Here is a 22,773-nt window from a genome sequence, read left to right on the forward strand (position 1 = left end):
TTTGTAGGTATGGTTTATAGGTTTTAACTACAAACGACAGGCTACGCACGTCTTTCTATGGCTTTTTTCGCGGCTTCAACAATTTTCTCCGCCGTGAGGCCGTATTTCTGCATCAACTGGTCGGGTGTGCCACTTTCGCCGAAACTGTCGTGAACGCCAATCATTTCGAGCGGAGCGGGGTAATTACGGGACAACACCTGCGCCACACTGTCGCCCAAACCACCGTTCAACTGATGTTCTTCGGCCGACACCGCACAGCGGGTTTTGCGAACGGAAGCCAGAACGGCCTCTTCATCAAACGGTTTTATCGTGTGAATATTGATAATATCGGCTTCAATTCCTTCTTCGGCCAGGATTTCACCGGCTTTGATGGCTTCCCAAACCAGGTGGCCCGTTGCAAAGATGGACACATCCGGCCCTTCGTTCAGCACGATGGCCTTCCCGATTTCGAATTTCTGGTCGGCGGGCGTGAAAATGGGCACCACCGGGCGGCCAAAACGCAAATAAACCGGTCCTTCATATTCCGCAATGGCGATGGTAGCGGCTTTGGTCTGGTTAAAATCGCAGGGGTTGATGACCGTCATGTTCGGCAACATTTTCATCATGCCGAGGTCTTCCAGAATCTGGTGCGTTGCGCCGTCTTCGCCCAGCGTCAAACCGGCGTGGGAAGCACAGATTTTCACGTTTTTGTTCGAATAGCAAACCGACTGCCGGATCTGGTCGTAAACCCGCCCGGTGGCAAAGTTCGCAAACGTGGTGGCAAACGGAATTTTTCCGCCGATGGTCAAACCGGCCGAAACGCCAATCATGTTGGCTTCCGAAATACCGCACTGCACATAGCGTTCCGGAAATTCCTTGATAAAACCTTCCAGTTTGAGCGACCCCGCCAGATCGGCGGTCAGGGCAACGACGTTCGGATTGGTGCGACCCAGTTCAAGAATACCCGCGCCAAAGCCGGAGCGAGTGTCTTTTTTTTCGGTATAGGTGTATTTCTTCATGGTCTAAGCGATTGCAATTTAGTTAAAAAGTAATTCGCACTGGGGCAATTGGGGTGTTGGGCGGCATTTTCGATGGAGAAGCCGCGCCGAATCATCTTGTTGGCAAGGTTAACTTTGCTACCACAGCCTGCCCCGGTTTTTTTCAACATTAACTTCTTTATGAAACTGAATGGATTTTCCTGGCTCTCAGGAGTTTCGAATGAAAATGAATCTTTAAGTAGTTTGCTCATTGTTGCAGAATCAGCTAAAAACCAGGATTCTACTTCTTTTACCGAAACTATAATTGTTTGATTTAGACGTTCAGTAATTCGTTGTTTTGTCAAAGTAATACAGGTGCTATCGTCTAAATCTGTAAGTATAAAAATTTGGTTTGCACCTGAATCTATCAAGCTTTGACGAAAATCTTCTATATTCTGAGGTAGTAAATTTCCCGCCCCTGATGCGTCAATAACGGAGTCAATACATTCAATACCGAAAGTATTAAGCAAGCTTTGAAATGCGTCCGACCGCACTATAATAGTTTCTGTTTCACCTTCACAAATAAATCCTGCTTTTACCACGGAAGCCCACCTCCAAGAGCATTAGTTAACCAAGCTTCATCCATGCGAAGTCCATAAAAGCGTTCTCCTGTGAATTGCTTGACTTGCGTTGAGCCCTTTTTTTTGTCGACTAAAATAAGCTCTTTGGGTTCAAGCTTGGAAACGAGGGTTTGAGAGTGTGTATTTAACCAAATAAAATGACCTTTTTCTTCACAGGCGTATCGGCAGAGGTTCACTAGTTCCCTTACAACTTTTGGATTTAGGCCATTTTCCGGTTCTTCAATGCATAGAAATTGCGGTTCATCACTTTGGTATATGGCAGTTAGTAAAGCGATAATATTATATGTACCGTCAGAAATTAAGCTTTTGTTAAACGGCTTATCAATATGTTTATCTTTTAACAAGAGTGAATCGTTGCCACTTATTGTATCAGAATGAATAGTTATAGCTTCAAAACCAGGTATAAACAAGGATAGCCAATCGTCTATCTCTTCTTTTAAAGTTTCATCGTCAAATATTCTTTTTAATACCTTTTCAAGATTGTCAGCAGAAAGACTAAGGGATTTATTATCTTGGTAATTGAATTTTTGAAGAGTATTATTTTTAATGAATAACCTTGAAAAACTCTTGTAAAACTGTTGATAAAAAGATAAATGCTTAGGTAATTCTCCAAATCTTTTTTCTTCTTCTGGAGTTAATTCACCCGTTTTTTTCTTTCTGATACTTTGTTCATGATCGCTATATTCTAAATATACGCTTATTGTATTTGGGGGAGTATTATTAAACTCAAGACTGAAGTTAAATGAATATGCCCTAGTCTTTTGATTAATTATACTCTGGATACCTCCAAAAAGTCTAACAGCATCAAACGGATTATTGTCATATTTAGCTAATATGTTCACAAACTCCAAAGCCTCGAAAATATTCGATTTCCCCGACCCGTTGGGGCCGACGAATACCGTGAACGGATTGGGCTCGATGAGCTCAATCCGTTCGATGGATTTGAAATTTTCGATGACCAGGCGTTTGATCTTCATGCTCAGTAATCTCCCATTCCCGCCGTAATCGGCAGTTGGTTCAAAGCCGTGGCGAGTTGTTCGTCATTCGGCGCAACACCGTGCCATTTGTGGCTGCCCATCATGAAATCCACGCCAAAGCCCATTTCCGTGTGCATGAGAATCAGCGTCGGCACTTCGGGCTCGGCTTTCGATTCGTGCAGGGTTTTGATGATGTCATTCATGTCGTTGCCCTGCATCTCGGTCACATTCCAGCCGAAGGCGCGGTATTTGGCACCCAGATCCCGGTTGTTCATCACCAGTTTGGTCGGTCCATCGATCTGCTGGCCGTTGAAATCGATGATAGCCGTCAGGTTGCCCAGCTTGTGGTGGGGCGCAAACGTAGCCGCTTCCCAAACCTGGCCTTCCTGCTGCTCGCCGTCGCCCATCAGCACATAAACGTGTTTGTCGTCACCATTCAAGCGTTTGGCAAAAGCCGCCCCGCAGGCTACCGACAGGCCCTGTCCCAGCGAACCCGAAGCAATCCGAATACCGGGCAGGTGTTCGGCCGTGGCCGGGTGGCCCTGCAAGCGGCTGTCGAGCTTCCGGAATGTGGCCAGTTCCGAAACCGGGAAGTAGCCCGAACGCGCCAGAACGCTGTAAAATACCGGAGAAATGTGGCCGTTCGACAGAAAAAAAACGTCTTCGTCCGTCGCATTCATATCGAAAATAGCGGCCCCCTGTTCGTCGCGTTTCAGGCGCATGACATCGAAATAAAGGGCGACCAAAAGATCGGTGCAACCCAGCGAACCACCGGGGTGGCCGGAATTGACGGCGTGTACCATCCGGACAATATCGCGCCGGACCTGCGTAGCAATGTTCTGTAATTGTTGAATTTCCATGTTCAGATAAAAGAGTTGAGACCAGAGAATAAAGACTTTCATGGTCTCTACTCTCTGGTCTATAATCTCACTTCTATTTTAAAATCTGTTCGGTATGATTTTCGTTATCGACTTTTGTGATGATGTCCGATAAAATGCCGTTTTCGTCGATCACAAAGGTGGTGCGAACGATGCCCATGAATTTGCGGCCATACATCGACTTTTCGTGCCAGACGTCATACGCCGTCACCAGTTTTTGGTCGGTATCGGCCAGTAGGGCGAATGGCAGGTTGTGTTTCTTAATGAATTTTTGGTGCGACTTTTCGTCATCTACACTGACACCCAGTACTTCATAACCGGCTTTCAACAGGTAATTGTAATTGTCGCGCAGGTTGCAGGCTTCAGCCGTACAACCGGGGGTATCGTCTTTGGGATAAAAATACAGAACAACTTTTTTGCCCCGGTAATCCGATAACCGGACTGGGTTGCCATTCTGATCGCGGGTTTCGAAGTCGGGAGCCGCGTCACCGATTTGAAGAGCCATAGTTTCTTGGTTTACAGTATTCGGACTGGCAAGTAACGGCAAAAAATGCACATTGCCCTGCGAAATCCTAATTTTCCTTCTCCGGGATGGCCGTTGAATCCACCGTCATAGGCCGGGGAGCTGGTGGGAGCGTGGCCGTTACGGTGGTCAGATTACCGGCCCGGTCTTTTACTTCCAACACCACGGAACCTTCAAAAGGTTTGGTTGGATCGAGTTTGTCCGACCAGATTAAAGCCTTTTTGTAATCGTATTGCATTAAAATCCACTCCCCGTTGACCATCGCCCGGACGGTATCCAGTCCTGACAAATCATCTTTGACGGTGGCAACCAGGGCTTCGTGGTCTTTGCGTAAAATCTTTACCGTCGGCGGATTCACATCGGTCAGGAGCTGAAAAGTGCCCAATTGGCGCGATCGAAACAGAAACCGGTTGTCTTTCCAAAAACCGCCTACGTACGTTTTCCGGTTTCCGCTAACCAGGTACATCTGAGTCCTATGGGCGTTTTCCAGAGGTTGGAGTGCCGCCAGGTTGACCTCGAAATTGTCGTTCAACGGGATCGTCCCCTGGTTGATCGACAGGCGATTGTCCGAATAACTTACTGCCAAATGCAAGGTGTCGTATAAACTCTCGGCGGGAAATGTCACGGTCACCGATGAATCCTGGTACGTAGTTGCCTGACCGGGCCGAATTCTTTTTTTGAAATTTAGCGGCAGAACCGTTTTACCGATCTGGACCGAATCCGGCAACTGTTTCTGTAAATCAACGATATAGTAGGCTTCATTGGCTCGAATGTACGTTGTTGGCAGCGCAACAGCTTCTCCCCGGATGTATAACTGAGCCGTGGGCGCAGTCGTTGTCGGAAAATTACGGGCTCGGATGAGGAGCGTATTTTCTTCTACCGAACTAAAAATGGCCGTGGGTAATTTACTCGGTATCAGCCTGGCCAACGGCTCACTTTCTGCTTCAGGATGAATTGTAAACCGTAGCATGGTCGCGTGTTGGTTACAATCATACAGCGTAATGGTCACTTCATGGGCTTGACCATCGAACAGCGGCAATTTGCCCCGTCTTTGATCAAACCGGTAGAGATTCAGTGTGTTACCATCGGCGATGTAGCAACGATGATACCGCTGGCCCGTCAACTGCTCGACGCCGTAATTCATGTGGAGGTTGATCAGACGGGTTGCCTCGTTCGGAAAGTTACTCATGTTGTAGGCAAAAACTTCCTGGCCATCCAGTTGAATTTCGATGCAGCTGAGCCCATTTTTGAAGGGCGAACCGCTGGTCCGGTCGTGTGCCAGAACTTCCAGCCCAATCAGACCATTGGCCGAAACCGGTTGCGTTAACACATACTCCCCATTGGGTCGGCGGATTGGCGTGACGGCTACCCGGCCGGCCTGTCCGTTCACCCGGGATGCCGGCGTCAGGGGTTGCAAGGCAATTCGCTCGAAAAACGGCGGAACATTGTCTTCAATCTCCTGAAAACCAAATAGTAATGGATTAAGCAGGTTGTTTTTATCATCGCGGATTTCGAAGTGCAGGTGTGGCCCGCCCGATCCACCGGTATTTCCCGACAACGCAATGATTTCACCTTTTTTTACCGGAAACTGATTCGGTTGGGGGCGCAAGTCGATCTCAAACGTTTGCTTTTTGTACTGTTCCGATCGCAGGTAACGGCCAAGGGTATCGTTCAGCGTCTTCAAATGGCCATAAACCGTCGTCAGGCCGTTGGGGTGTTTAATGAAGATGACGTTGCCATAACCGCCGGTAAAAACCGCAATTCGCGAAACGTAGCCGTCGGCGGCTGCATACACGTCCAGCCCTTCGCGTTGGGCCGTGCGGATGTCGATACCGGCGTGAAAGTGGTTCGGACGAAGATCGCCCAGTCCCCCCGAAAGCGAATTGGCTTCACCGGGCATGATGGGAAACAGAAAATAACCGGGTTGAACGGCCTTCAAAATTTCTTTATCAGGTGCTGCCTGTCCGAAACCGGGAAAACGGATGAGCAACAAAAAAACAACTAGACTTACTCGAACCAGGTTACTTTTTACTTTTTCTACCATAATTCCACTGCCGTAGCCGGTCGCTATTTTACATCAAACTCTAACATTTTCCGGTCTTCGATATACGCCGTCAGTTTGTCGCCAATGTGGACGGGTCCAACGCCTTTCGGAGTTCCGGTAAAGAGAATATCCCCTTGAAGCAACATAAAATAGTTTGATACAAAAGAAATCAGGTAGTCGATCTGAAACAGCATCATGGACGTGTTGCCAACTTGCCGGGTTTCACCATTGACGTCGAGCCGGAAATTAATATTGTGTAAATCCGGAAAATCCGTCTTGGGAATGAACGGCGACATGGGGGCCGAGCCATTGAATCCTTTGGCCAGATCCCAGGGTAAACCCTTAGCTTTCAGCTTCGATTGCAGATCGCGGGCGGTGAAATCAATACCAATTCCGATTTCATCATAATAGCGGTGCGCAAATTTTTGCTCGATGTTTTTTCCCGTACGGCTGATCCGTACCAGAATCTCCACTTCGTGGTGGACGTCGGTCGAAAAATCCGGATAGAAAAAAGGATCGTTGGGTCGCAGAATGGCCGTTTCCGGTTTGGTAAAAATGACCGGATCTTCGGGTTGTTCGTTGTTGAGTTCCTTAATGTGTTCGGCGTAGTTTCGCCCGACGGCAATGATTTTCATGCGCTTTAAACTTTTTCTGCTGGCACAAATCTAAACAGGAAAGACGGCTCAACCGCAAGCTTATTAAAAATTTTGAACAAAGTCGGGTGTCTAACAGTCTCTTATAGGTAGTTTTGGCGTCTAAAATTGTAAACTTTATTATAATCCTACTATGAAAAAAGCCATAATGGCCATGTTGATGCTTGGCCTTGTCGTTGCTTGTCAGAAAGTTCCTCTTACCGGTCGCAACCAGCTGGTATTGATTCCGAATACCCAGATGCTGCCATTGAGCTTTACGAACTACAAAGAAGTACTGGACACCAGCAAGATTGTTCGTTCCGGTGGGCAGGAAGACATGATCAAGCGCGTTGGAAGCCGTATCCAAAAAGCCGTTGAAACGTATATGGCAGCCAATAACCTCAGCGAACGTCTGAATGGTTTTCAATGGGAATTTAACCTGATTGAAAGTCCGCAGGTAAATGCCTGGTGTATGCCGGGTGGCAAAGTGGCTTTCTATACCGGTATTTTGCCTTACACTCAAAACGAAGCGGGTGTGGCCACGGTAATGGGTCACGAAGTTTCACACGCCATTGCTGAACACGGTAATGAGCGGATGAGCGAAGGTTTACTGGCCAATGGCTTGATGCAGGGTGGTCAACTGGTGCTGGGTTCTTTATCGCAAAACCAGCGCAGCCAAACCAATGCGTTACTCTTGCAAGCGGTAGGAGCGGGGCTTCCCGTAGCGTATCAGGTGGGCCGTGCGTTGCCGCACAGTCGGGCGCAGGAATCCGAAGCCGATAAATTAGGGTTGATTTTTATGTCGATGGCTGGCTATAACCCGCAGGAAGCCGTTAGTTTCTGGGGCCGGATGGCGAAAGCCGGATCGGGCCAAAAACCGCCTGAATTTCTGTCTACGCACCCTTCCGACGAGCGCCGGATTCGTGATCTGGAGAAGCAAATGCCCGATGCGATGAAGTATTATCAAAAATCGAGGTAATAAAAAGAGGGTATATTTCGCGGAGTTGAGCGGAGAAAAAAAGGAGTTTAACAGAGTTTTTAATAATTCTCTGCTTAACTCCTTTTTCTCCGCTCAACTCCGCGAAATATACCCTCTTTCTACTTTACTCTCCCAATTCTTCCAGAACCTGCTTCACTTTCGCAGCAGCATCTTTCAACTGAACGGCGGAGAAAACTTTCAGGCCGGATTCATCGATGATGCGCGCACCTTCTTCAGCATTGGTCCCTTGCAGCCGAACAATGATCGGCACTTTAATATCGCCGATGGCTTTGTAGGCTTCCACAACACCCGTCGCAACCCGGTCGCACCGAACGATACCGCCGAAGATGTTGATCAGGATCGCTTTCACATTCGGATCTTTCAGGATAATCCGGAAACCGGCTTCGACGGTCTTGGCATTGGCTCCACCCCCAACATCCAGGAAGTTGGCCGGTTCGCCACCCGACAGTTTGATGATGTCCATTGTGGCCATAGCCAACCCGGCTCCGTTGACCATACAGCCCACATTGCCATCCAGTTTGACATAGTTCAAGTCATTGGCCGTTGCTTCGACTTCCAGCGGATCTTCTTCCGTAATGTCGCGCAGGTGGATCAAATCCGGGTGACGATACAGCGCATTGTCATCCAGGTTCACTTTCGCGTCAACGGCCAGAATCTTGCTGTCCGAGGTTTTCAAAACCGGGTTGATTTCAAACATGGACGAATCCGTTTCGACGTACGCTTTGTAGAGCGACCCGATGAATTTGACCATTTCTTTGAAAGCTTCGCCTTGCAGACCCAGCGCAAACGCGATATTCCGCACCTGGAAGGGCTGTAGACCGATGGCCGGATCGACCCATTCCTTGAAGATTTTTTCGGGCGTATGCTCCGCCACTTCTTCAATATCCATACCGCCTTCGGTACTGGCCATGATCACGTTGCAGGCCTTGGACCGGTCGAGCAGAATACCGATGTAATACTCTTTCGGTTCGGAAGCTCCGGGGTAATAAACATCCTGAGCCACCAGCACTTTGTTAACTTTTTTACCTTCGGGGCCGGTCTGGTGCGTAACCAGGACATTACCGATCAGGTTCTTCGAAATATCCCGAACATCGTCGACCGACTTGGCCAACTGAACTCCGCGTTGCTCCGAACCCCGGATTTTGCCTTTACCGCGGCCACCGGCATGGATCTGAGATTTAATCACAACAAACTTGGAACCGGTTTGCGCCATAATCAACTTGGCGGCTTCAACGGCTTTTTCGGGTGATTCGGCTACGATGCCTTCCTGAACACGGACACCGAAGTTTTTTAATATCTCTTTACCCTGGTACTCGTGAATGTTCATATTGAGCGAAACAAGGAATGGTGAAAAAAAGACTATTTTCGCGGTAAACTTAACAATTAATCCGGTATAGTTCCGAGTTTCGGGTGGTGAGTTTCAATTTACATTTTACATGAACATCGTTGCGCTAAACCAGAAACGGTAAATCTGACCCCAAACATTACACTATGGAACCGCTTCTGAAAGCCGTTGACCTAATCCGTTCCCACGGCGATTTGCCCGTCCTGAAAGGGATCAATTTAAGTATACAAGCTGGCGAAATCGTTTCGATTGTCGGTGCTTCCGGAGCCGGCAAGAGTACGCTGCTGCACATTCTGGGTACGCTCGACCGGCCCGATTCCGGGCAGGTTACGTTGGCAGACCAGCCTGTTTTTGGACTTACGGAAAAAGAACTGGCCCGGTTTCGCAATGAAAAAATCGGGTTTGTTTTTCAGTTTCATAATTTACTGGCGGAATTTACAGCCCTCGAAAATGTTTGTTTGCCGGGTTATATTGCTGGTAATGAGGATAAAAAAGTGCAGGCAAAGGCTGAAGAATTATTAAATATTCTGGGAGTAGGTGACCGGAAGCACCATTTGCCGTCTCAATTATCAGGAGGGGAACAACAACGGACCGCAGTGGCCCGAGCCTTGATTAACAACCCCGCCATTATTTTCGCCGATGAACCCAGCGGTAATCTGGATTCACACAACGCAGAAGAATTGCATAAGCTTTTCTTTCGGTTGCGGGATGAACTGGGGCAAACATTTGTGATCGTAACCCATAATGATCTGTTGGCTAACATGGCCGACCGTCGACTTACAATTCGCGATGGGTTAATACTGAACGATTAATACTGAGTATTAGTACTTATTTTGTAGTTGGGTTGTCGGTTTTAGTAAACGGTTTAAGTGGTTGACAGTGAGCGTTTAAAAATAGTTTAGCCGATCACGTAAAATTTTTTTGACCTATTTGGATTTTATATCTTAACTAATAGTATATATTTGCATCGAAAAGAAAAGTTTTTCATAACGTTGAGTAAATCAGAAAGCCATGAGGGAAATCCCGCATGGCTTTTTTGTGTGCTTTAAGTAAAACCACTTATCGGAAAATCGCCCGGTTTTTTAGCATCTTCCCGATAAGCCGTTGCGACCTAGCGTTTAAATTCTTTCAGGCGCTGTAAAATGGCGAAGGTTAATTCATACTCACTGGATTGCAGAATAAACATATCTTCGAAGCGGCAGAACTCCTTAAACTTATCCAGTTCATCTCCGGTCAGATCAGTTGCCCGACCGGCAATCAGATCGAATCGGTACGACGCCAGCTTGTGCCGACGGTCTTCCTGCATGAGAACCAGCGCTTTACGATCCGATTTGGCCCGCTTGCTGAAGGCTTCGTAGAGAAGGGTTATGACGGAACCGGATGCTACCCGATCCAAAACCTGTTCTCCGGTCACACCGCGTTTGGCTTCCGGTTCGCTCAGGAGTTGTTCAAGTTCCCGTTTTAATTCGGCTTCCTGTTTGCCCCGAACCGTTACTTCAGCCAGTTCAATGACATTATCGGCCAGTTGCCGCTTCATTCGCATCACGGGCTGCTGCGTGGTTCCATCCCAAAGAAAAGCAGAACGGCCGTGTGTAGGACTTGTTACAACTACCGAATCGCCGGGTTTTACCTGAAGGTAATAATTGCCGATCTGGTTGGTTCGCCCAACGGCTAGTGAACGCTTGTTAATAATGCTGGCATTGCCGACACCCCGACCGGTTTCCTGGTCCAGAACTTTGCCAATAATATACTTCGGCGTTTGGGCCAATGACGCGTAGGAAACGAAAAGGAAGACAACTAAAAGTTTCATAATCGACGGCAAGTTCGTTATAAACGAAAAGGTTGGCAAAGTAAGGGAGTTATTTAAGAAAAATTAACAGCTGATCGTATCCAAACGGAGGCCCCATGATAAAATACTTTATATTTTAGTTGTGTCTTATATATTTTACTTATATCATTACGGGCTAACTAGTTCATGACTTGATGGGATGAAGAACGACTACCTCAAAGGACGCGGAGCCCAGTTTAATGCGCATAACCGCTTTCAGGTCCTGAAAATGGAACCCGACCAGGAGCAAACTGTTCCGGATGACGATTTTCCGGAACCGGCCGTCAAAACACAGTTCTTTGCTGAAACTCCGAAACAGATTGTCAGTCGTCCAAACAGTCCGGATATTGGTTTTGTTGCTTCCGTAAACCCCTATATGGGTTGCGAACACGGCTGTATTTATTGTTACGCACGGAATTCGCACGAGTACTGGGGCTTTTCGGCAGGGCTTGATTTTGAAAGTAAAATCATGGTCAAAAAAAACGCCCCGGAATTGCTGGAAAAAGAGTTTCTGTCGAAAAACTACCAGCCGGAAGTCATTCATTTATCGGGCAATACGGATTGTTACCAACCTGCTGAACGCCAATTTCAATTGACCCGCCGGATTCTGGAACAGTGTCTTCTCTACCGCAATCCGGTCAGTATTATCACCAAAAATGCGCTTGTTTTGCGGGATAAGGATCTGTTGCAACAATTGGCGGCTCAAAACCTCGTCGTGGTGTTAATCACCATTACAACATTGAATGAAGAATTGCGGCAGGTAATGGAACCCCGGACGGTTACCGCCAAACGACGGTTGCAGGTAGTGGCCGAGTTAGCCAATGCCGGTATTCCGGTGGGCGTCATGACGGCCCCAATCATCCCCGGTTTGACCGATCAGGAAATCCCGAAATTGATCGAAGCCGCTGCCCGACATGGAGCCTTATGGGCGGGTTATACCATCGTGCGCCTGAATGGAGCCATTGGACCGCTGTTTGAAGACTGGCTTCGTAAGAATTACCCCGACCGGGCAGACAAGGTGCTCAGCCAGATTCGTGAATGCCACGGCGGGCAGTTGAACGATTCACGGTTTGGAACCCGCATGTCGGGCGAAGGGAAATATGCCGAACAAATCCGGCAGTTCCATGACATTGCGGTTAAGAAATACATGCCCAATCAAACCTTTCCGAAATTAGACACCTCCCGGTTTTTGCGGAAAAGGCAATTGAATTTATTCGATTAACGCCTGTCAATGGAAAAACCGGTTGGACCCGAACTGGTTTGATCCGCTTCCAGCGATTCGAATCGGACCCGCCAGTTTTAGAATGGTTAGAAAATGGTGAGCTTCGTGCAATAGGAAAAACTCCGTCCAGCCTTCAATCGTCATCGTTCCATAAACCGGATGCCGGGCCGTGCGTTGCCATTCCTTTTCCGTCAGTGGATGAACAAAATGGAGTATATCCGACCGGCCTATCGCAAGATTATGCAATACTTGTTGATACGGCAGGGACCTCCAGCTTTCAAACTCCGGATCCTGATCGGCAACATAGCGGTCAAATGTCAACGTGTCTTCTTTTAAAATGATGCGCATCCGTTCCAGAAATACCTGTTGATACCGGCCTAAATGGGCAATATTCTCAAAAATAGACCATTGGTCGGCGGCCGGACGTTGCCGAATCTGGTTTTCAGTTAAACCGGACAGGAGGTGACTGAGAGCGTCGGGCTGAAATTGCAAACGGGCGAGGAGCGAACTTATCATACGGTTGGTAGAAATAGACCGGTATTCTGACGATGCTTGCTATGGGATTATGGGCCAGTTTATTAGCATGAACAAATTTAGGTCCGTCAATCAGTTTCTGCGAAATATAAAACCATATTCTCGCTGAATACGTAAATAGGGCGGTATCATTTAACTTATTTAACGTTATGAGTTACATTCAAGCTGGAACCGGTCGCAATGGCGAGCCGGTCAATCTGTTCTATCAGGATTGGGGTACGGGAAATCCCGTCGTGTTGATTCACGGCTGGCCGCTGAGCCACGAGATGTGGGAGTATCAATTGACTGAACTACCAAAGCATGGGTTGCGCTGTATTGCCTACGACCGCCGGGGCTTTGGAAAATCATCGAAGCCCTGGGAGGGATATGATTATGATACGCTGGCCGATGACCTGAAAGCGGTCCTGGATGAACTGGATTTGCAACAGGTTACGCTGGTCGGTTTTTCGATGGGAGGGGGCGAAGTGGTTCGGTATCTGAGTCGGCACGGTTCGGCCCGGATTTCAAAAATCGTTCTGGTGAGCGCGGTAACGCCGTATTTGTTGAAAACCGAAGATAATCCGGAAGGCGTCGACGCGTCGGTATTTGATGAGATGCTGGAGAAAATTCAGGATGACCGGGCTGATTTTCTGGCCACATTCGGGAAGCAGTTTTACGGTGTCAACATGCTCAATCACCCGGTAAGTGATTCACACCTGAAGTGGGATCAAACGCTGGCGTTGTTGGGTTCGCCAAAAGCAACCATCGAATGCGCCAAGGCTTTTTCCGGTACGGATTTCCGGGCCGATCTGGCTGCTATCACGGTTCCAACACTCATCATTCACGGTGATGCCGACCTGACCGTGCCTTTCAAATCATCGGGACAACGGACGCACGAAATGATTCCACAGTCGCAATTGCTGGTTTATGAAGGCGAACCGCACGGTCTTTATTTTACGCAGAAAGACGAATTGAACGAAGATCTGGTCTCGTTCATTACCTCCAACTCGGCCGTAACGGCTTAGAAGTTAAGCGGTAAGAGTGATGAGTTACCGGACTAAAGCGAGTTACTCATCACTCTTACCGCTTAACTAATCTGGTATTCCGTGATTTTCCGGTACAGCGTGGTCAGACCAATGTTTAGCAGCCGGGCCGCTTCGGCTTTGTTGCCGTTGGTGTGGTGAAGCACGTGACGTATGTGATTTTCTTCAACCAGAGTCAGATCAAAAACCGGCCCTACTGGCGTCAATTTGCCTGTATACAATAAATCGTAGGGAAGATGTTCCGGTAGTAAGGCCGGTCCGTCTGCCAGGATTACCGCTCGTTCAATCACGTTTTTCAGCTCCCGAATATTGCCTTTCCAATCGTGTTGACGAAGCTTTTGCTGAAAATCCGGACTAAGCTGTACGTCCCGCTTTCCAATCTTTAAGGCGCTTTGCCGGGCAAATTGATCGGCTAAAGCCGGAATATCGTCGCGCCGGTCACGCAGGGAAGGCAGTTCGATTCGGAATACCGAAAGCCGGTAGTATAAATCCAGTCGGAAATGCCCGGCAGTCGCTTCCTGTTCCAGATCGCGGTTGGTAGCGGCCACCACACGCACATCCACTTTGGTTGGTTTCGTATCACCAACGCGGATAAACTCGTGCATTTCCAGAACCCGGAGTAGTTTAGATTGCAAATCGAGGGGCATTTCTCCAATCTCATCCAAAAACAAGGTGCCTTTGTGCGCTTCCTCAAACAAGCCTTTCCGGTCGCGGGAGGCACCCGTAAAGGCTCCGGCGCGGTGGCCGAATAATTCACTTTCCAAAATTTCTTTCCCCAACGCACTGCAATTGATGGCTACAAAGGCACCCGACCGGCGGGGACTGGCCTGGTGAATGGCCTGGGCAAACACTTCTTTCCCTGTTCCGGTTTCGCCCGTCAGCAGGACGGTTGTGTCGGTAACGGCCACTTTTCGGGCGAGTTCGACGGCCTGTTTGATGGCTTTGGATTCACCGATAATACTCTCAAAACCGTACCGTTTATTTACTTTTTCTTCCAGATGGCGGATGCGGAACTGCAACTGTGCTTTTTCGATCGCCCGGCTGACGAGGGGGATAATCCGGTCGTTGTCGTCACCTTTCGTAATGTAGTCGAATGCCCCGTTTTTGATAGCGGTCACCCCGTCGGTGATGGTCCCGAAAGCGGTCAGAACGATGATTTCTGTGGCAGGATACTGCTGTTTAATTTGGGCTGAAAGTTCGATGCCGTTTTTGTCGGGCAGCTTTACATCACTGATCACCAGGTGAATATCTTCCAGTTCTAAGGCCCGAAGACCGTTGCGGGCGTTGTTGGCTTCCAGAACATGATACCCTTCAAGGCTCAGAAGTCGGGCTAGTAATTGACGAAGCCGGTCTTCGTCGTCGATAATGAGAATGGTGCCTTGCATGGGCGCAAAGATAGCAAAACAGGATCGTCGTAGTTATACCGCCCGAACGGTTCGGACATATTCCGACGGCGTCTGTCCGGTAATGCCTTTAAATTGCCGGTTAAAGTTAGAAAGCGTTCGGTAACCACTTTCGTAACTGACCTGGGTAACGCTCAATTTGCCTTCCATCAGTAGCTTACACGAATGGCCAATGCGGATTTCCGACACAAATTCCGAAAACGTTTTATTGGCCCGCGCCTTAAAATAGCGACAGAATGCCGGGGGGGTCATTCCTGCCAGATCAGCTACGGAATCCAAACTAATATCGTCGTGAAAATGCCCCAACACGTAATTGTGCACCTGCTGCATCCGGTCGGTTTCCGACGGTTTGACGGTATTGGTGTAGCCTAAACTGGTGATATACCGGTAATCGATGGCGTGGGAAAGATCGTCGAGCAGATTCAGCAATGTCAACACCCGGTTGAAGCCAACGGGCTGATTTGCCAGTTTTTGCAAAGCCTGCTGGACCAGCATCTGGGTTGGTCCGGTCCACTCCAGACCCCGTCGGGCGTGCTCCAGCAACTGTTGCATCAAGCTCATTTCCGGTTTTTCAAAGAAATGATCGCCCAGGAAATCTTCCGAAAAGTACACCACGGTGCCGCGGGTTATCAGACTGGAGTCCCGTTTGAAAAACGCCTGATCGCTGCGCCAGAGGTGGGGCAAGTTCGGGCCTAAAAAAACCAGGTCGCCTTCCGTAAACGGCTTGATCGAATCGCCAATAAATCGGGTTCCGGTGCCCTCTTCCACCAGAAATAACTGGTAGTGTGGGTGGAAGTGCCAGTTCGGGTCGAAGTGCGGTTCAACAAGTTCTTTTACAATGAACGAAGAGGCAACGGGTTCAAGGTCTTTTCGTAAGGCATTTCGCATGGCTTTTGCTCTCTTTTGCTGTCTTTCACAAATTTATCAAACTTTTTTAGTTAAAATACAATCGGTATTTGCCAAGAAAAGCCGAGAAGAATCCTGATTTGTTTTTTACTTTTGTAGTAATTGATTGAGAATAAATAGGAATAAGCCGGAATTGGTAGGTTTCTTCTCGCTGATTTTTGCGTTCAATCGTCTTGTATTTTTAATTAATTTCATCATTTCCGGCTGTAACTTTTCAAACGTTGTTGCAGATCGGTACTAAATCCAAAAGAGCGACGGGTTGGAAAAACCGTCACACACGTATGAAAATCAACATTGCCATCGTCGGACTTGGCTTCGGAGCTGAGTTTATCCCTATTTACCAGCGTCACCCACAGACAAATATGTACGCTATTTGTCAGCGTAACACCGAAAAACTCAATGAAATTGGGGATGCGTTCGGGATCGAAAAACGCTACAACAACATTGATGACCTGCTTGCCGATCCCGCGGTAGACGCCGTTCATATCAATTCGCCCATTCACAACCACGCTGAACAGACTTTGAAGGCTTTACGGGCCGGCAAACACGTAGCCTGCACGGTTCCGATGGCCACTTCGGTGGAAGAATGCCTGGAGATTGTAAAAACGTGCAACGAAACCGGCAAGAAGTACATGATGATGGAGACGGTGGTCTACAGCCGGGAGTTTCTGTTTGTCAAAGAGTTATACGAAAAAGGGGAGTTAGGGAAAATTCAGTTTTTAAAAGCCAGCCACCAGCAGGACATGGACGGCTGGCCCGGCTACTGGCCCGGTTTGCCACCTATGCACTACGCCACGCACTGCGTTGGCCCGGTGGCCGGCTTGCTGCAACTGGAAGCCGAATACGTTTCGTGTTTTGGTTCAGGAACCATCCGGGAAGAATTGATCCCGCATTATAATTCACCGTTTGCGGTCGAATCGGCGCATATCAAGTTTAAAGACAGTGACTTATCCGCGTATGTATACCGCTCCCTGTTCGATACCGCCCGCCAATACCGCGAAAGTTTTGAAGTATATGGGTCGCTGAAATCCTTCGAATGGCCTTTGATTGAGGGCGAAGATCCCGTCATTCACACGGCCAAAAAGCCCGAGCCCGAGATTCCGGAACGGGTAAAAGTGCCGGATTTTGCCCATTACCTGCCCGAAGAAATTCAGTCGTTTACGACACAGGGGGTTTATAATGAGGAAGATAACGCCCACTTGTCATTTATCCAGGGCAGCGGCCACGGGGGTTCGCACCCGCACCTGGTGCACGAATTTGTGTCGGCCATTGTCGAAAACCGCGACCCGTTCCCAAATGCCGTGCAGTCGGCCAACTGGACCAGCGTCGGAATTCTGGCCCATGACTCGGCTATGGACGGCGGAAAATTGAAGAATCTGCCGGATTTTGGGACTATCTAGATGTTGCCAACGAATTATAACAGCCCGATATGAAAAACTATAATCTATTTCTAACCCTGGGCCTGCTGGTTTTGCTAACCGACTGCGCCCGTCGGCAACCGGCCAGTAGTCCGCGTGACATGGGTGGCCGACCGGGTGTTTCGGCAGCGACTCCCGACAAACCGCGCCGGACTGAAATTCTGTTTCTGGGCGATAATGGTCACCACCGGCCGGCCGAGCGGGTTCCCGAGTTGATGGCAGCACTCGGTGACAAAGGAATTAACCTGACGTATACCGATCGGCTGGAGGATATCAACGCCGACAATCTGGCTAAATACGACGGTTTGCTGATTTACGCCAACTGGGACAGTATTCCGCAGCCGCAGGAAAAGGCCCTGATCGATTTTGTGGCAGGTGGTAAAGGATTGATTCCCGTCCACTGTGCTTCGTATTGCTTTCGAAATTCACCGGAATATGTCAAAATGGTGGGTGGGCAATTCTGGCGTCACCGCATGGATACCATTCAGACGCTGACGGTTCAGCCGAATCACCCCGCCATCATGGGGCTGAAACCGTTTAAAGCGTATGATGAAACGTACCTGCACGAAAAACTTCAGGCCGACAACAATGTGCTGGCCGTGCGCGACATCAAAGCCGATCAGGAAAAAGATAAGCCCGGGCAGAAAACCGAACCGTATACCTGGACACGTAATTACGGGAAAGGCCGGGTTTTTTACACGGCGTACGGCCACGACCAGCGGACGTGGAATGTGCCGGGTTTTCAGGATTTAATCGAACAGGGAATTCTCTGGGCGGTGGGCGACAAGGTGAAAAAGTTGCACGACGATCTGAAACCACAGCCGTTCCAGTATGTGGAAGCCAATTTGCCGAACTACGAAAAACGCTCGGGGCCGCAAATGCGCCAGTTGCCGCTTTCGCCCGAGGAATCGATGAAACACATTCAGGTGCCGGTTGATTTTACGCTGGAACAGTTTGCCCACGAACCCGACGTGATGCACCCGATTGCGATGGCGTGGGATGAGCGCGGACGGCTTTTTGTGCTCATTACCAAGGATTATCCGAACGAACGAAAAGACACGGGCGGTACCGATTACATCCTCATCTGTGAAGATACCAACAAAGACGGGAAGGCGGATAAGTTTACCAAGTTCGCCGACGGCCTGAGTATTCCGACCGGTTTGGCGTTCGTCAATGGGGGAATCATGGTGTCACAGGCACCGCACATGCTGTTTTTGAAAGATACCAACGGCGACGACAAGGCCGACGAGAAAAAGATTCTGTTTACCGGTTTCGGGACGGGTGACACTCACGCCGGCCCGTCCAACCTGCACGTCGGTTTCGACAACTGGGTTTGGGGCTGCATCGGTTATTCCGGTTTTGTGGGCAAAGTCGGCGCCGATAGCCTGAAGTTTAGTCAGGGTTTTTTCCGTTTCAAACCCGATGGTTCAAAACTGGAATACGTTACCAGCACTTCCAACAACACCTGGGGTATGGCTTTCAACGAAACCGGTGACGTCTTCGGCTCGACGGCCAACAACTCCCACGGCTGGTACATGGCTATTCCGCACCGGTATTTTCCGGGCGGTATGGGCAGCGGCAGCCGGGGGACGGATACGCACAAAGACATGAAACCGATTACGGGGAAGGTTCGGCAGGTCGATGTGTTTGGCGGGTTTACGGCCGCCGCCGGGCATAATTTCTATACCGCCCGCGCTTTTCCGAAAAGCTACTGGAACAAAGTGGCCTTCGTATCGGAGCCAACCGGCCATATTTTGCACCAGAATATCATGGTGAAAAACGGCACCGACTTTGACGATACCGAAGGGCTGGGCTTCAATCTACTGGCCGGAGCCGACGAATGGGTGGCACCGGTTTTTGCCGAAGTCGGCCCCGATGGTGCGGTGTGGGTGGTCGATTGGTATAGTTATATCATTCAGCACAATCCGACGCCAAAAGGTACCCAAAATGGTCCGGGAAATGCTTACCAAACCGATTTGCGGGATTTTACCCACGGCCGGATTTACCGGGTTGCCTACAAGAAAGCCCCGGCCTATACGCCGTTGGTGTTGAGCAAGGATCGTCCGCAGGAATTGGTGGCGGCTTTGAAAAACAACAATATGTTCTGGCGTCAGACCGCCCAGCGATTGCTGGTGGAAAGAGGGCAAAAGGACGTGGTTCCGCAACTGCTGGAACTGGTGAAAGACCAGACGCTGGATGAAATTGGTATCAACCCGTCGGCCATTCATGCACTCTGGACGTTACAGGGTTTGGGCGCTCTGGACGGATCGGATGCCAATGCGATGCAAGTGGCAACAGCGGCTTTGAAACATGCCTGCGCCGGTGTTCGCAAAACCGCCGTCCAGGTGTTGCCACGTACGGAAACAGCGGCCAGTGCATTGCTGCAAGCCAATTCGCTGAATGACCAGGAGCCGCTGGTGGTTTTGAATACCTTGCTGGCTTTGTCGGAAATGCCGACCAGCCCGACCGTTGAAACCGCTATCCTGACTCGTCTGAATACGGCCAGGGAAGTGAATGACCGCTGGTTGCCCGATGCCTTCGCCTGTGCGTTGACAAGCCATGATGGGAAGTTGATGCATACGTTCCTGAAGCAAATGGTACAAAACAGCAAAAACGCAACCAGGACGGAAGAAACGATGGGTGGTCACCACGACCATGCGGCTATGGCGGCTCAATCGCCCCAGTCTGCGCAACTGGCTGCGGCCGGTGATAAACCGGATCTGGTCATTACGAAGGTGCGAACAGAGCCTTCCTCTCCGTATGTTCGTGAATCAGCCCGGATTTTCGTTGAGGTTACCAACCGGGGCGGAGTGGCCATTCCGGAAGGAACGCCGATTCCACTGGCAATTCGCATTGAAGGCCAGGGGCGAAAAGTCGAGTATGTGAGCCAGAAACATACGGCGGGCCTGAAACCGGGTGAAACCGTTACCATTCAGGAAGGAAACAACGGACCCTGGAATACGAACTTTACTGTCGTTTTCGAAAAAGCCGGCAATTATTCAGTCATTGCTACGGTGGATGGCAGTAACGTGCTGGCGGAAGGAAATGAGCAGAATAATACGTTCACGCATAAACTGACGTACCGTCCTCCGCAAAATATGAGTGCTTTTGTGCTCGAACGGGCTATTCGGAACTACACTTCTGCGGCACCGGCCGACTCGGTCATTGCCTTGCTTCGGCTGTCACAACAACTCGATCCGGCAGGGAGCACGGCAATTGTCAAAGGAATTTCGGAGGGATGGGGAGTACGCCGGAAAGCAACGTTGAAAGATGCCGACAAGACGTTTGTTGCGAGTCTGGTGACTACCATTCCGAGCGAAAGCCGTGAGCGAATGAGCCGGGTGTTGCAGGCCTGGGGTGTAGCCGCGGAGCCAGCAGCCGACCCAAATGTTGAGACCATTCGCATCAAGCCGATCAAAGAAGCATTACAGTTTGACAAAAAGGAATTTACGGTTACGGCGGGCAAACAGGTTGAAATCATTCTCGAGAACACGGATGCCATGCAGCATAACATCGTAGTTGGAAAACCGAAGTCACTGGAAATTATTGGAGCGGCTGCGGATAAACTGATTACGGCGAAAGATGGTGCGGAACGAAATTACGTGCCGACCATTCCCCAGGTTCTGGCTGCGTCGCCCCTTGTAAATCCCGAACAAACATACCGCTTGAAATTTACCGCTCCGGCTCAACCCGGTGACTATCCGTTCGTTTGTACCTTCCCCGGTCACTGGCGGATTATGAACGGAATCATGCGGGTGAAAACCGCAACCGCGGAAAAAGTTGCCAAATAAATTGAGTTAAGAATTAAAAATAGGCTGACGCAGCACGCGTCAGCCTATTTTTAATTCTTAACTCTTAACTCCGTCTTTTTCCGGAGGGGTTGAACGATGGGCTGTGGGATGCGAATACTGAACGAACTTCCCTGACCGGGAGCACTGCTTAAGCTTAATTTCCAGTGGTGCGCTTTTATAATCTTTTGTACGTAGCTCAAGCCTAATCCGAATCCCTTGACACTGTGGTTGTTAGCGCCTGGCGCACGGTAATATGCGTTAAAGATATGCGGTTGATGTTCGGGGGCAATACCAATTCCGTTGTCCTGAACGACAAAGACGAATTGCCCGTTTTCATTGCGGGTTTGCAGACGGATCACCGGATTGGCAGGAGTATATTTAACCGCATTATCGACCAGATTTCCCAGCACATTGGTCAGGTGCAGACGGTCGGCCTGAATGACCGGATAATGCGCTTCCAATTCCAGGTGCAGGTAATCGCCGTGACGTTCCGCCAGATTATAGAGGAGCTCGTGCATGTCGATGGAAACCGGCTGAAGTTTAAAAGCTGCTTTGTTTTCAGAACGGGCTACCGTCAGAACGGTCTCGACCTGCTGTTGCAACCGCAAGGTTTCTTCCTGGACCATCCGTACGTATTTTAACATCCGCTCCGGTTGTTCGAAAATTTTGGGTGACGACAATACGTCAGCGGCAATTTTGATGGAGGTAATGGGCGTCTGAAGCTCGTGCGTCATGTTGTTGATAAATTCGCGCCTGTCTTCGGTCTGGTTTCGTTGGGTAAGCATCCGGTAAAACAGATACATGAAGAAGGACGTCAGCAGCAGCACGATTACAGACGCTAGAATCCAGCTGTCTAATTGTTGCGTCAGGTACTGGACCTGATTGGGAAAACGGACGACAAAATAATAGGGCGATGAAGCCGGTCGTGAAGCGGTTTTTGCGAGGCCTGGCGATTCGGCAGGTTGCCTCGACGAATTTTCGTAGATAATCTGACCGGCATTGTTGTCATAAATACCGTACTCAAAATCAGTCAGTATCTGGTGGATTTCCAGTTCAGCACCTAAATAAAACTCCAGTTTACCCGGGTCAATGGGCGCATCGAGATTCACCAGGTAGTAAGTCGGCGACAACATGACGACCTGAACGCCAACGGGCATACCGGTTTCGGGCCGGGCCACGCGCCGGGCCACTTCGCCCAATGCTTTGGTAACGGATTGCAGAAACTGCCGTTCGCGCAATTCGTAGGCTTTTCTCACCCAATAGACCTGCGTTGACACCATGCCAATTATTGACAGGACCGAGAGAACAATCAAAATACGGGTAGTCAGTCGTGACATAGTATATGTCAAATTAGGTGGACTTGATAGACTATACTCCGTTTAGACGAGTGAATCTTCCAAAAGTCAGCTATTCAAGACTTTTTTACCAAAAAACTATGAAAAATAGTGGTCTGAAGTGCCATCATCTTGGGGTGTACCCAACAAAATAATGGCTCATGTGATAGAGACAGGTAATACTGATTAAGTATTTGTCAGACGGCGGGTAAGGTAAACTACTTATGCTAAGTAATTGAATAATAAACAATAATTCAAATTTTTATCAATAATAATTTATAATTAAAGTATAGCAAAAGCTCCTCTTGCACGATACTTC

General features: G+C 49.1%; 19 protein-coding genes. 6 read left to right on the forward strand and 13 right to left on the reverse strand.

Features of this window, described 5'->3' with window-relative positions:
* Positions 1-41 precede the first annotated feature (41 nt).
* The 7 genes from EHT87_RS01405 to EHT87_RS01435 all read right to left on the reverse strand — a co-directional run bounded on the left by EHT87_RS01405 (position 42) and on the right by EHT87_RS01435 (position 6,654).
* Entirely contained in the window at positions 42-998 is a 957-nt protein-coding gene (locus EHT87_RS01405) for a transketolase family protein (protein ID WP_124903107.1), read from the reverse strand.
* Positions 995-1,558, reverse strand: a complete 564-nt coding sequence (locus EHT87_RS01410; RefSeq protein ID WP_124903109.1) for a hypothetical protein — start codon at positions 1,556-1,558, stop codon at positions 995-997. Before EHT87_RS01410 ends, EHT87_RS01405 begins: the two co-directional genes overlap by 4 nt.
* Positions 1,552-2,574, reverse strand: coding sequence for an AAA family ATPase (locus tag EHT87_RS01415; RefSeq protein WP_124903111.1), 1,023 nt, complete (start codon positions 2,572-2,574; stop codon positions 1,552-1,554). Before EHT87_RS01415 ends, EHT87_RS01410 begins: the two co-directional genes overlap by 7 nt.
* Positions 2,575-2,576: 2 nt before the next feature.
* Complete coding sequence (locus EHT87_RS01420; protein ID WP_124905953.1) at positions 2,577-3,434, reverse strand: transketolase; 858 nt, start codon at positions 3,432-3,434, stop codon at positions 2,577-2,579.
* A 73-nt stretch (positions 3,435-3,507) separates the two neighbouring features.
* Positions 3,508-3,957 carry a thioredoxin-dependent thiol peroxidase gene (gene bcp / locus EHT87_RS01425; protein WP_124903113.1) on the reverse strand — a complete coding sequence of 150 codons (450 nt, stop codon included), beginning with the start codon at positions 3,955-3,957 and terminating at the stop codon, positions 3,508-3,510.
* Positions 3,958-4,024: 67 nt separating this feature from the next.
* Complete coding sequence (locus EHT87_RS01430; protein WP_185716116.1) at positions 4,025-5,914, reverse strand: M23 family metallopeptidase; 1,890 nt, start codon at positions 5,912-5,914, stop codon at positions 4,025-4,027.
* Between the two features lie 128 nt (positions 5,915-6,042).
* Complete coding sequence (locus tag EHT87_RS01435; RefSeq protein WP_124903117.1) at positions 6,043-6,654, reverse strand: fumarylacetoacetate hydrolase family protein; 612 nt, start codon at positions 6,652-6,654, stop codon at positions 6,043-6,045.
* Positions 6,655-6,805: 151 nt separating this feature from the next.
* On the opposite strand from EHT87_RS01435, the gene EHT87_RS01440 reads away from it, so the two are divergent.
* The gene (locus EHT87_RS01440) at positions 6,806-7,630 is read left to right on the forward strand and encodes a M48 family metallopeptidase (RefSeq protein ID WP_124903119.1); all 825 of its coding nucleotides are present in this window, start codon (positions 6,806-6,808) and stop codon (positions 7,628-7,630) included.
* Positions 7,631-7,754: 124 nt separating this feature from the next.
* Here EHT87_RS01440 and sucC read toward each other — a convergent pair whose 3' ends face one another.
* Complete coding sequence (sucC, locus tag EHT87_RS01445) at positions 7,755-8,978, reverse strand: ADP-forming succinate--CoA ligase subunit beta (RefSeq protein WP_124903121.1); 1,224 nt, start codon at positions 8,976-8,978, stop codon at positions 7,755-7,757.
* 164 nt (positions 8,979-9,142) lie between these two features.
* Between sucC and EHT87_RS01450 the strand changes: the two genes are divergently transcribed.
* Positions 9,143-9,808 (forward strand): ABC transporter ATP-binding protein, encoded by a 666-nt coding sequence (locus EHT87_RS01450; protein ID WP_124903123.1) that lies wholly within the window; start codon positions 9,143-9,145, stop codon positions 9,806-9,808.
* 299 nt (positions 9,809-10,107) lie between these two features.
* Here the strand turns inward: EHT87_RS01450 and EHT87_RS01455 are convergent, their stop codons facing one another.
* Positions 10,108-10,806 carry a hypothetical protein gene (locus tag EHT87_RS01455; RefSeq protein ID WP_124903125.1) on the reverse strand — a complete coding sequence of 233 codons (699 nt, stop codon included), beginning with the start codon at positions 10,804-10,806 and terminating at the stop codon, positions 10,108-10,110.
* Positions 10,807-10,984: 178 nt separating this feature from the next.
* On the opposite strand from EHT87_RS01455, the gene EHT87_RS01460 reads away from it, so the two are divergent.
* A complete protein-coding gene (locus EHT87_RS01460) occupies positions 10,985-12,046 on the forward strand; it encodes a PA0069 family radical SAM protein (RefSeq protein ID WP_124903127.1) in 1,062 nt (353 codons plus the stop codon).
* 6 nt (positions 12,047-12,052) lie between these two features.
* On the opposite strand, the gene EHT87_RS01465 is transcribed toward EHT87_RS01460, so the two are convergent.
* Positions 12,053-12,562, reverse strand: a complete 510-nt coding sequence (locus EHT87_RS01465; RefSeq protein ID WP_124903129.1) for a DinB family protein — start codon at positions 12,560-12,562, stop codon at positions 12,053-12,055.
* Between the two features lie 167 nt (positions 12,563-12,729).
* Here EHT87_RS01465 and EHT87_RS01470 point away from each other — a divergent pair, with 167 nt between their 5' ends.
* On the forward strand, positions 12,730-13,584 hold the full coding sequence (locus tag EHT87_RS01470; protein ID WP_124903131.1) for an alpha/beta fold hydrolase: 855 nt from the start codon (positions 12,730-12,732) through the stop codon (positions 13,582-13,584).
* A 62-nt stretch (positions 13,585-13,646) separates the two neighbouring features.
* Here EHT87_RS01470 and EHT87_RS01475 read toward each other — a convergent pair whose 3' ends face one another.
* The gene (locus tag EHT87_RS01475; RefSeq protein ID WP_124903133.1) at positions 13,647-14,987 is read right to left on the reverse strand and encodes a sigma-54-dependent transcriptional regulator; all 1,341 of its coding nucleotides are present in this window, start codon (positions 14,985-14,987) and stop codon (positions 13,647-13,649) included.
* 33 nt (positions 14,988-15,020) lie between these two features.
* Positions 15,021-15,893 carry a helix-turn-helix domain-containing protein gene (locus tag EHT87_RS01480; RefSeq protein ID WP_124903135.1) on the reverse strand — a complete coding sequence of 291 codons (873 nt, stop codon included), beginning with the start codon at positions 15,891-15,893 and terminating at the stop codon, positions 15,021-15,023.
* Positions 15,894-16,192: 299 nt separating this feature from the next.
* On the opposite strand from EHT87_RS01480, the gene EHT87_RS01485 reads away from it, so the two are divergent.
* Positions 16,193-17,311: a Gfo/Idh/MocA family protein gene (locus EHT87_RS01485; RefSeq protein ID WP_124903137.1), complete on the forward strand. Its 1,119-nt coding sequence runs from the start codon at positions 16,193-16,195 to the stop codon at positions 17,309-17,311.
* 29 nt (positions 17,312-17,340) lie between these two features.
* On the forward strand, positions 17,341-21,120 hold the full coding sequence (locus EHT87_RS01490; protein ID WP_124903139.1) for a PVC-type heme-binding CxxCH protein: 3,780 nt from the start codon (positions 17,341-17,343) through the stop codon (positions 21,118-21,120).
* A 50-nt stretch (positions 21,121-21,170) separates the two neighbouring features.
* On the opposite strand, the gene EHT87_RS01495 is transcribed toward EHT87_RS01490, so the two are convergent.
* Positions 21,171-22,457 (reverse strand): sensor histidine kinase, encoded by a 1,287-nt coding sequence (locus tag EHT87_RS01495; RefSeq protein WP_124903141.1) that lies wholly within the window; start codon positions 22,455-22,457, stop codon positions 21,171-21,173.
* Positions 22,458-22,773: the final 316 nt, after the last annotated feature.

This window comes from Larkinella knui (assembly GCF_003858645.1).
Taxonomy (GTDB): domain Bacteria; phylum Bacteroidota; class Bacteroidia; order Cytophagales; family Spirosomataceae; genus Larkinella; species Larkinella knui.